Source organism: Nocardia sp. JCM 34519.1 (genome assembly GCF_020361265.1).
GTDB classification, from domain to species: Bacteria; Actinomycetota; Actinomycetes; order Mycobacteriales; family Mycobacteriaceae; genus Nocardia; species Nocardia arthritidis_A.
In genome coordinates this window covers 1-11,905 of sequence record NZ_JAIRBR010000045.1, presented here as the reverse complement: position 1 = coordinate 11,905, position 11,905 = coordinate 1, and the positions used below count along the sequence as shown (strand labels likewise).

Genomic DNA, 11,905 nt, shown 5'->3' with positions numbered 1-11,905 from the left:
GGCGCGACAACCACCATGGTTGCCGAACCACCAAGCGCCAGCAGCAATTCCAGCACCGATGCGTCGAACGACGGCGACGCGAAATGTAAAGTGCGCGAAGCGCTCGTCACGCCGTAGCGCTCGCGCTGCTCGGCGCAGAAGCCCGCCAAACCGGTCTGGGTAACGACAACGCCCTTCGGCTTGCCCGTCGAACCGGAGGTGTAGATGACATATGCCGGATGTTCGGCCCGCAGCGGTCGCACCCGATCCACGTAGGTGACCGGATCGACCGGGAATTCCGCCGACTCCCGCGCATATTCGGCGGTATCGATGGCCAACCAGTCGATCCGGCCGGGTAGTTCGTCCCGCACCGCGGCGATGGTCAATCCGAACACCACACCGGAATCGGCGACCATGTCGGCGACCCGCTCGGCCGGATAATGCGGATCCACCGGCACGAAACCGGCACCGCTCTTGGCCACCGCCCAAACCGCGATCACCGCGTCGACCGAGCGCGGAATGCCAACCGCCACCAGATCTTCCGGGCCGACACCGCGCGCGATGAGCAGCCGCGCCAATTGGGTCGAGCGCTCGTCGAGTTCTTCGTAACTCAACCGACCGAGGGTCTCTGTCGCGTCGGCGTAGACGATGGCGGTGCCGTCCGGATTCGCCTCGACGGCGGTGGCCATCAACTGCGGCAGGGTAGTGACATGCGCTCTACGAGTGCGGGATGGTCTGATCCGGGCCGGGCGAGTCATGCGCGTACCACTGCCTGCACTCGATTACGCCGCCCGACCACCCGAACCATGGAGATGACTCACCCTGCCTCTTGTCGCCACACACTCGCCTCGATCAACCCCGCTTGCGGAGATGATCGGGCGGACGCATGTCCATCGTTACGCCATGGCGCATTCAGGGCGCGCCCCAACATGTGCCGGGGGCGATTATGCCTTGCCGGACCGCAATTCGGCTCGGCAAGGCATTCCGTCTCAGCTCAGCGCTCTGACCAGGTCGGATAGCTGAGGTCCGAGCACTTCCAACGCCTCCGGTGTGACCATTTTGTCGTGTGTGACCGGAATTGGACGATCGACTATTAACCCCGTCACATAGGGTCGCCAATCGGCCGCCGAACGCGAATCCGGACCGTCCACCGTTGGATCGCCGAATTCCGCGCTGAAGTATTCGATGTCACCGTCGAATACCCCCGGCTGGTACCCGGCAATGAGCTCGGCGGAGCGGACCGCACTCCGGTAGATCTGGCGCAACCGCTCCGGCGTCAGCGCGACCAGCTCGGCCGGGATCATGGCGTGCAAGGCGGCCAACGCATCCGGCGAGAGGTCATCGATATCGTCCTGCGCGGCAAGCACATCCGCACCGATGCCGAGTTCGGCCAGCGCACCGCGCACCGCGGCGCGGAACCCGCTGACATCGGCCTCCGGGAACGCGTCGAGCAGTGCGAGCAGTTCGACTTGGGCACCGGCCGACCGCAATTCGGTCGCGATGGCATGCGCGAGCACACCGCCGAGCGACCAGCCGAGGAGCCGGTACGGCCCATCCGGCTGTACCGCGCGGATCTCCGCGACATAGCGGGCGGCCAACTGCGCCAACGATTCCGGCAGGTAGTCGGCCTCGGAGAGCGCGGGCGACTGCAGGCCGTAGATCGGCTGATCCGCCGGCAGGTAAGCGGCGAGTCCGGCATAGGCCCAAGCCAAACCGTACATCGGGTGGACGCAGAACAGCGGGGTTCCAGATCCGGTGCGAATCGGCAACACCACGCCGAGCGCGGCATTCGCATCGTCCACCGATCCGGCGTCGATCCGTGCGGCGAGGCCCGCCACCGTCGCATCGGTGAAGAACCACTGCACACCGATGGTGGCACCGGTGATTTCGCGCAACCTGGCGACGGCCCGGGTGGCGAGTAGTGAATTGCCGCCGAGGCTGAAGAAGTCGTCGTCGAGGCCGACTTGCGCGACGTCGAGCAGATCGGCGAAGGCTTGGGCGACCGCCTGTTCCGTCGCGGTCTCGGGTGCGCGATAGTTCGCACCGGAGACGAATTCCGGTGCGGGCAGCGCCTTCCGATCCAGCTTGCCGTTCGGGGTGAGCGGCAGCGCGTCCAGCACGACGATCGCGTCCGGAACCATGTAGCCGGTCAGGAACTGCGCGACCTGATCACGCAAGACCACCGGATCGAGCACCGAATCCGCAGCTGGCACAACATAACCGATGAGACGATCACCGGTGCCGGGCTCATTGCGGACCAGCACGACGGACTGACTCACGCCGGGGCAGCGCAGCAGCGCCGACTCGATCTCGCCGAGTTCGATGCGGAAACCACGCAACTGCACCTGCTGATCGCTGCGGCCCGCGTACTCCAGATTCCGATCGTGCCAACGGCCGATATCACCGGTGCGGTACATCCGAGATCCGGGCGCGCCGAACGGATTCGCCACGAATCGAGTCGCGGTAAGCCCCGGCCTACCCAGGTAGCCGCGCGACAACTGCGCTCCGACAACCTGGATTTCACCGGGAACACCCACGGGGACCGGATGCAACCGGTCATCGAGCACATAAGCGTCCAAGCCCGGAATAGCCCGGCCGATAACGCTCGCCGAACTCGCGACCGCCTGCTCGTCGAGCGACAGGAACGACACGTGCACGGTGGTCTCGGTAATGCCGTACATATTCACCAGCCGCGGCCGGTCGACCGGATGCCGCTCATACCAGCGCGCCAGCTTCCGCGGATCCAGCGCCTCACCACCGAATATGACGTAGCGCAGCGCCAGCCTGGCGGGTTCCGCGGCCCGATCGGCCTCCGCCAGTTGGTAGAACGCCGACGGCGTCTGGTTGAGCACCGTCACCCGCTCACGAATCAACAACTCACGGAACAACTCCGGCGAACGCGAGGTCAGGTAGTCGACGACAACGACGCTGCCGCCGTGCGCCAACGCGCACCACAGCTCCCACACCGAGAAGTCGAAGGCGAACGAATGGAACAGCGTCCACACATCGGTCTCGTCGAAACCGAACAGCGGCTGGGTGTTCGCGAACAGCTCCACCACATTCCGGTGCGCGACGCCAACACCCTTGGGCACACCCGTCGAACCCGAGGTGTAGATGACATAGGCCAGATTGTCCGGACGCAGCGGTGCGAGCCGATCCGCGTCGGTAATCGGCCGATCAGCGAATGCCGTTGCCGCACTGAGCAATACCACCGGCAGCTCACCCACCGGAACGGCGTCGCGCTCTGCGGCTGTAGTCAGCACACAGACCGGCGCGGCATCGGCCAGCATGAACTCCAGACGCTGGGCCGGATAGGTGGAATCGATCGGCAGGTACGCCGCGCCGGAGAGCAGCACGCCGAGCAGCGCGACCGGCAACTCCTCGGTGCGCGGAACCGCAACCGCCACAAGTTTTTCCGGACCCGCACCCTGCGCAATCAACGCCCGCGCCACCTGATTGGCCCGGCGCAACAGTTCGCGGAAGGTGAGGGCGGTTTCGCCGTAGCGGATGGCAGGCGCGTCGGGCTGTCGCCAGACCTGATCGTTGACCAGTGCGGGCAGCGTAACGCCGGGCACCCAGGTGCCGCGCGAATTCCACGCGCGCAGCACGAGTTCGCGCTCGCCCGGTGCCAGCAGATCGATATCGCCGACCGCGACGGTACCGTCGGCGGCGACCGCGGCGAGGATCCGGCCGAAGCGATCGGCGAAATCCCGCACGGTCGATTCGTCGAAGAGGTCGGTCGCGTAACCGAAGACCGCCGAAATACCTTCCGCCTGCCCGTTTTCCGCGATGGTCAGCTGCAGGTCGAACTTGGCGACCGGCACGCCGGGATCGATGCCCGCGACGGTGAGGCCGGGCAACTCCAGCGAGGTCTGCGCCAAATTCTGGAAGGCGAGCAGCACCTGGAACAGCGGATGCCGCGCCGCCGAACGCACCGGATCCAACAGCTCGACCAGCCGCTCGAACGGCAGATCCGCGTGACCGAACGCCTCGACATCGGTGCCGCGCACCTCACCGAGCAGCTCCGCGAAGCTCGCGCCCGGACGAATCTCATTGCGCAACACCAGCGTATTGACGAACATGCCGACCAGATCGTCGAGCTCGGTCTCACCGCGCCCGGCGACGGGCGTGCCGATCGCGATATCCCTGGTGCCGGACAGCCGCGCGAGCAGCACCGCGAGCGCCGCGTGCACCACCATGAACAACGTCGAATTATGTTCCTGCGCAAGCCGGTTCAGGCCGACATGGACATCCGCCGGAATCTCGAAGGACAGCGCGGCGCCACGGTAGGACGCGACCGCGGGTCGCGGCCGGTCGGCGGGCAATGCGAGTTCCTCCGGCAGCCCGGCCAGCGCGGTGCGCCAGTATGCGGCCTGCTGCGAAATCAGGCTATCCGGATCGGATTCCGCGCCGAGCGTGGCGCGCTGCCAGAGGCTGTAGTCCGCATACTGCACCGGCAGCGGCGCCCAGCCGGGCGCGACGCCACCGCTGCGCGCGGCGTACGCCACCATCACGTCCCGGGTCAGCGGGCCGAGCGACCAGCCGTCGGTACTGATGTGGTGCGCGACGAAGACGAGCACGTGCTCGGTGGGTGTCAGCTCGAAAAGCGCTACCCGGAACGGCAATTCGGTGGTGACATCGAATCCGGCCGCGACGATATCGCGCACCTCGTCGATGACGCGCTCGGCATCGGTCCGCACCGCGGGCAGCGTGACCGGCACGGTATCGGCGATCCGCTGGATCGGGCCGTCCGCCGTCTCCGGATAGGTGGTGCGCAGAATCTCGTGACGGGCAACCAGATCCGCGACGGCGAGCTCGAGCGCCGCGGTATCCAGTTCGCCGGACAGCCGGATGGCGACCGGAATGTTGTAAACCGCCGAGCCCGTGTCGAACTGGTTGAGGAACCACATGCGCTGCTGCGCCAGCGAGAGCGGGATCAGCTCCGGGCGCGGGCCCGCGACCAGCGGCGTGCGCCCACCCGCACCGGCATGCCGCTCCACCCGCACCGCGAGCCCGGCCACCGTCGACGCCTCGAACAGCACACGCACCGGCACCCGGGTATCCAGCGCCGCGCCGAGGCGGGCCGCGACCTGGGTGGCCAGCAGCGAATTGCCGCCGAGGGCGAAGAAGTCGTCGTCCGCGCCGACCTGCGGTACACCCAGCACCTCGGCGTACACGGTGGCGACGATCTCTTCGATCGGGGTCGACGGCGCCCGATAGGCCTGCGCCTCGAATTCCGGCTCCGGCAGGGCCTTCCGGTCCAGCTTGCCGTTGACATTGAGCGGCAGCGCATCGAGCACCACGAACGCGGACGGCACCATGTAGGAGGGCAGCGCCGCGGCGAGGTCCGATTTCAGCTGCGCCACATCGAGTTCCGGATCCGGCGAGACCAGGTACGCGACCAGCCGATCGCCGGTGTGCGCATCGGATCTGGCGAGCACCGCGGCCTGCGCCACGTCCGGCCGCGCCAGCAGCGCGGCCTCGATCTCGCCGAGCTCGATGCGGAAACCGCGCACCTTCACCTGGAAGTCGGTGCGGCCCCGGTATTCCAGCTCGCCATCGGCGTTCCATGCGACGAGGTCACCGGTGCGGTACATCCGGGTGCCGTGCTCGAACGGGTTGGCCACGAACCGATCCGCGGTCAGCTCGGCCCTTCCGACGTATCCGCGCGCCAATTGCGCACCGGCCAAATACAATTCGCCCGAGACACCGGCGGGCACCGGCCGCAGTCGCGCGTCGAGCACGAATACCCGGCAGTTCCATTCCGGCGCGCCGATCGGCACCGAGGCGGTATCGGCGGCGGTCACCCGGTGGCTGGTGATCGACACGGCCGCCTCGGTCGGGCCGTACAGATTGAACAGCGCCACCCGCGGTTTCGCGGCGCGGAACCGCTGGGCCAGCGCGCCGGGCAGCGCCTCGCCGATCGCCAGTACCCGGCGCAGCGAATCCACCGCCGCCAGCCCGCGCGCGTCCGCGACCAGCGCGTCCAGCATGGACGGCACCACATGCAGGGTGGTCACCGCCTCGCGGGCCATCAGCTCGTTGAGATAGGCCGGGTCGCGGTGCCCGTCGGGGGTCGCGAGCACCAAACGGCCGCCACAGGCGACGGCCGACCAGAATTCCCACACCGAGAGATCGAAGGTCGCCGCGGTCTTCAGCAGCACGATATCGGTCGGCCCGAGCACGAATGCCGCTGTCTTCCACAGCAATTGGTTCAGAATCGCGGCGTGGGTGACCGCGACGCCCTTGGGACGCCCCGTCGAACCGGAGGTGAAGATGACGTACGCGGTGTTGTCGGTGCGCAGCGGGGCAGCCCGCTCGGCGTCCCGGATCGGCCGCGGGTCCGGTTGCAGCGCAAGGTCTTCCAGCCGCACCACCGGCGCGATACCGGTTTCGAAGGCGGCATCGGCATTGGTGAGCACGCAGACCGGTGCGGCGGATTCCAGGATGTGCCCGGTGCGTTCGGCCGCCTGATCCGGATCCACCGGCACGTACACGCCGCCCGCCTTCGTCACCGCGTACATGGCGACGATGAGATCGACGGAGCGGCGCAGTGCGAGCGCCACCCGTGCCTCCGGGCCGACGCCGAGCGAAATCAGATACCGGGCAAGGGCATTCACTTGGCCGTCGAGTTCGGCATAGCTCAGCTCGGTGCGCCCGCCATCGGGCAGATCGGCGACCAGCGCGGTGACATTGGGCGCCCAGGCGACCGCAGCGTCGAGCACCGCGGCCAGCGTGCTGGTCCGCACCTTGCGCTCGGTGTCGTTCCAGCCGAACAGCACCGCGTCGCGTTCCTCGACGTCGAGCACATCGATATCGCCGACCCGGATATCGGCGTCGGCGACCACCGCGGCCAGCACTCGGGACAGCCGCTCGGCGAAGCCACGCACCGTCTGCGCGTCGAAAAGATCCGTGGCATAAGTGAAGAAGCCGCCGATACCCGCGGGCGCACCCTGCTCGTCGTAACCGTCGGCAACGATGAGGTGCAGATCGAACTGCGAAACATCCAGATCCGCATCCACCTTGGATACGGTCAGCCCCGGCAACTCCAACGCGGTCCGCGCCAGATTCTGGAACGAGAGACCCACCTGGAACAGCGGATGATGCGCCGTCGACCGACGCGGATTCAACACCTCCACCAGACGCTCGAACGGAATATCCGCATGCGCGAACGCCTGAAGATCGATCTCCCGCTGCCTGCCCAGCAACTCCCCGAACGTGGCATTCCCGTCGTACCGGGTGCGGAACACCACGGTATTGACGAACATACCGATCAAATCGTCGAGCTCACGCTCACCACGACCCGCCACCGGAGTTCCGATGGCGATATCGTTCGAACCCGACAGCCTGGCCAACGCCACCGCGAGCGCGGTGTGCACAACCATGAACAACGTCGCACCGTGTGCACGCGCCAATTCGACCAACCCGGAATGGGTTTGCGCATCGATAGATACATCCACCCGCGCACCCGCCAACGTGGCCACCGCGGGCCGCGGCCGATCGGTCGGCAGCTCCAACAGATCGGGCAGATCCGCGAGCTGCTCACGCCAGAACGCAATCTGCTGCGCCGCAATCGAATCCGCATCGGACTCGTCGCCGAGCACCGCACGCTGCCACAGCGCGTAATCCGCGTACTGCACCGGCAACGGAGCCCACGACGGCACCTCACCCGCCGTCCGCGCCGCATACGCCACCATCACATCACGCACCAGCGGACCCATCGACGAACCGTCGCCCGCGATGTGGTGCACCACCACCGCGAGCACGTAATCGTCCGCGGCGCCCTCGATTTGGTACAGCGCGACGCGCAACGGCACCTCTTCGGTGACATCGAACGGCGTCGCGGCCAGCGTGTACACCGCACCCGCGATCTCGGATTCCGCCATCGGGCGCGGCGCCGCGTGGAGCGCGACGCGCTGCGGCGGCAACACCACCTGCACCGGCCCGTCCGGCGTTTCCGGATAAACGGTGCGCAGCACCTCATGCCTGCCCACCACGTCGTCGAGTGCGGCGGCGAGGGCATCGGTGTCCAGCGCGCCGGTCAGGCGCAGCGCGAACGGCAGGTTGTACGCGGCCGAACCCGCACCCGAGGAACCGTCTTCGGCCTGATCGAAGCGGTTGAGGAACCACATCCGCCGCTGCGCCAGCGACAGCGGCAGCTGATCCGGCCGCTCGATGCTGCCCAGTTCGACGGTGCGCTGCCCGTGCACCTGTGATTCCACGGCTGCGGCCAGCGCTGCGACGGTGGGCGTTTCGAACAGCGCGCGCACCGGAACCCGGCCGCCGATGGCCGCGCCGATCCGGGCGACCACCTGGGTGGCGATCAGCGAATTGCCGCCGAGCGCGAAGAAGTCGTCATCCGCACCGATCCGGGCGAGGCCGAGCACCTCGCCGAACACACCGGCGACGATTTCCTCCACCGGGGTGGCGGGCGCGCGGAATTCCTTGGCCTCGAAGCTGGGTTCCGGCAACGCCTTTCGGTCCAGCTTGCCGCTCGGGTTCAGCGGGAAGGCGTCCAGCGCGACAATGGTGGCTGGAACCATGTACGCGGGCAACACATCCGAGACAGCCGCGCGCAGCTCCTGCGGATCGATGACCGCGCCGGGTGTCGGCACGGCGTAGGCCACGAGTTGGTCGCCCAGCGTGGACGCCGCCACCAGCGCGACCGCTTGGCTTACGGAAGGCTGTGCCAGCAAAGCGGTTTCGATCTCGCCGAGCTCGATGCGCTGGCCACGGAACTTCACCTGGAAATCGGTGCGACCGATGTAGTCGAGCACACCGTCCGCGTTATCCGGCGTGGTGCGCCAGACCACCAGGTCACCGGTGCGGTACATGCGCTTACCGGTGGTGAAGGGATTGGCCACGAATCGATCCGCGGTGAGGTCGGGCCGCCGCACATAGCCGCGCGCCAGCTGATCCCCCGCCAGATACAGCTCGCCGGGAACCCCCACCGGCACCGGCCGCAGTCGCGAATCCAGCACGTAGACTTCGGTATTCCACTGCGGCAGGCCGATCGGCACGGTGCGTTCGGTGGCGTCTTCCGCGGGCCAGTAGGTCACCGAGACCGCCGCCTCGGTGGGCCCGTAAAGGTTGTGCACCGCGGCGTCGGAAACCGCCTGCAACGCCGCCACCGTCTCCGGTGGCAGCGCCTCACCGATGACGAACACATCCCGCAAGGACGGAATCGAACCCGGCCGCGTGTGCGCCGCGAATACGGTGAGCATCGACGGCACGAAATCAGTGACCGTCACCTGCTGTGCGGCAATGGTTTCCGCGACATACACCGGGTCACGATGACCATCGTGAGTGGCCACAACGAGTTTCGCGCCGACCCGCAACGGCATGAAATAACCCCACAGCGACACGTCGAACGTCGTCGCGGTCTTCTGCAGGTACACGTCATCGGAATCGAGCGGGTATTCGGCCAACATCCAGGTGATCTGGTTGTTGATCGCCGCATGCGAAACCGCGACGCCCTTGGGCTTACCCGTCGAACCCGACGTGAAGATCACATAGGCCGGGTTGGCGGCGCAGACCGGCCGCAGTAGTTCGTACGGCTGCACCGGGGTGCTGTCGAATCCGCTCGTGTCGAGAGCATCGATGTACAGCGTCGCGATATGTTCCGGCACCGCGACGGCATCGCGGGTGGTGGTCACCACCGCGGCGGGCCGCGCCGTGTCGAGGATGTGGGCGATGCGCTCGGCCGGATGATCCGGATCCAACGGCACATACGCACCACCGGCCGTGAGGATCGCATACATACCGACAACAAGATCCAACGAGCGCCGAACCGCGAGCCCCACCAACGATTCCGCACCAACACCCTGCGAAATCAACAACCGAGCAAGCCGATTCACCCGCTCATCGAACTCACCATAAGTCAGCTCGACGCCCTCGTACGCAATCGCGACAGCCTCGGGATGCGCCGCCACCGCCCGACGGAAGCCGTCGAGCAACAGCTCGGGCGCAACCCGCTGCCGAGTGTCGTTCCACTCATAGACGATTCGGTCGCGCTCGACCAGCGACAGCAGCCCGATATCGCCGATCGGGCGGGCCGGATCGGCGGCCACCGCCTTCAGGATCCGCCGCAGCCGCGCCGCGAACTCCGCAACGGTCGCCCGGTCGAACAGGTCGGTCGCGTAGGTGAACATCGCCGACATACCCGCGGCCGGATCGTCCTGCGGGGTGATGGTGAGCTGCAGGTCGAATTTCGCCACCGCACCATCGAATTCGACAGCCTCGGCCGACAAACCAGGCAACGCCAACGTCGGCTTATCCATATTCTGGAAAAACAACGCCACCTGAAACAACGGATGATGCGCCTGCGAACGCACCGGATCCAACACCTCGACCAACCGCTCGAACGGCAACTCCGCATGCGAAAACGCCGCAAGGTCGATGTCTTTGGCGTCGGCCAGCAACTCGCGGAACGAACGCGCCGGATCGATCGCGGTACGCAGCACAAGCGTGTTGACGAACATACCGATCAGATCGTCCAGCTCGGCCTCACCACGACCGGCCACCGGCGTGCCGATCGTGATGTCGGTGGTACCCGACAATCGGGCGAGCAGCGCGGCGAATGCGCTGTGCACCACCATGAACAGCGAGGCGCCCGCCTCCTGCGCGAGTTCCTCCAGCCGGGTGCGGATCCGGCCGTCGATCTCGAAGGTGAATACCGCGCCGCGCCCGGAGGCGACGGCAGGCCGCGGACGATCCGCCGGCAGGTCGATCCGGTCCGGCAGTCCGGCCAAAGTCGCACGCCAGTAGGCGATCTGGGCCGCGGCCACCGAATCGGGATCGCCCTCGTCGCCGAGCACATCGCGCTGCCACAGCGCGTAGTCGGCGTATTGCACCGGCAGCGGCGGCAATTCGGGCGCGACGCCGGAGCTGCGCGCGACGTAGGACAGCATCAGATCCCGCACCAGCGGCCCGACGGAGCTGCCGTCGGCGGCGATGTGGTGCACCACGACGGCCAACACGTATTCGGCGGCGTCGAGCTGTCCGAGCGCGATGCGCAGCGGCACCTCGGCGGCGACATCGAAGCCGCCCAACGCGAACGCCGCCAGCCAGCCCGGGAGCTCGGAGGTCGTGACCTGTTGCGGGGTCATGTCCGGAATCGCCTGTGCGGCAGGCAGAATCACCTGGTAGCCGGTGCCGTCGACGGCCGGATAGACCGTCCGCAAAGTCTCGTGCCGCTCGATCACATCGGCGACCGCCGCCTGCAGCGCGGCCACATCCAACGCACCGGTCAACCGGATGGCGAACGGGATGTTGTTGGCGGCCGAGGCGGTGTCGAACTGGTTGAGGAACCACATCCGCTGCTGTGCGAGCGAGAGCGGAATGTGTTCCGGCCGCGGCATACTCGTCAGCGGCCTGCGTCCGCCCGCACCCTTCAGCGGTTCCAGCCGCGTGGCGAGCGCGGCGACCGTCGGCGCTTCGAAGACCACGCGCGCGGGCACCCTGGCCCCGATGGCGGCGCCGAGCCGGGCCGCCACCTGGGTGGCGATCAGCGAATTGCCGCCGAGTTCGAAGAAGTCGTCATCCGCGCCGACGGGTTCCGCGCTGCCGAGCAGTTCGGCGAATACGTCGGCGACCAGCTGTTCGAACAGCCCGTCGGGTGCCCGGAATTCCTTGGCCTGCAACCGCGGAGCGGGCAGCGCCCGCCGATCCAGCTTGCCGACCGGGGTGAGCGGTATGTGGTCGAGCACCGTGATCGCGGTGGGCACCATATGCGCGGGCAGGCTGCGCTCGGCGAATGCGGTGAGTTCGGCGGTGTCGACCACGGCCCCGCCCGCGGCGTGCACGTAGGCGGCCAGGATCGTCGCACCGCTGTCGAGCCGATGTCCGATGGTCACCGCGAAATCCACGGTCTCGTGCGCGGCCAACACCGCATCGATCTCCCCCAGCTCGATCCGGAAACCACGGA

At 67.3% G+C, this 11,905-nt stretch carries 2 protein-coding genes; both read right to left on the bottom strand.

Annotation, left to right across the window (positions count from 1 at the left end):
• Positions 1 to 680, bottom strand: a 680-nt coding sequence (locus LGY53_RS43280) for an AMP-binding protein (RefSeq protein WP_374111327.1), incomplete at its 3' end; no start/stop codon positions are given.
• Positions 681 to 968: 288 nt separating this feature from the next.
• A partial coding sequence (locus LGY53_RS43275) for a non-ribosomal peptide synthetase (protein WP_225732486.1) occupies positions 969 to 11,905 on the bottom strand: 10,937 nt, incomplete at its 5' end.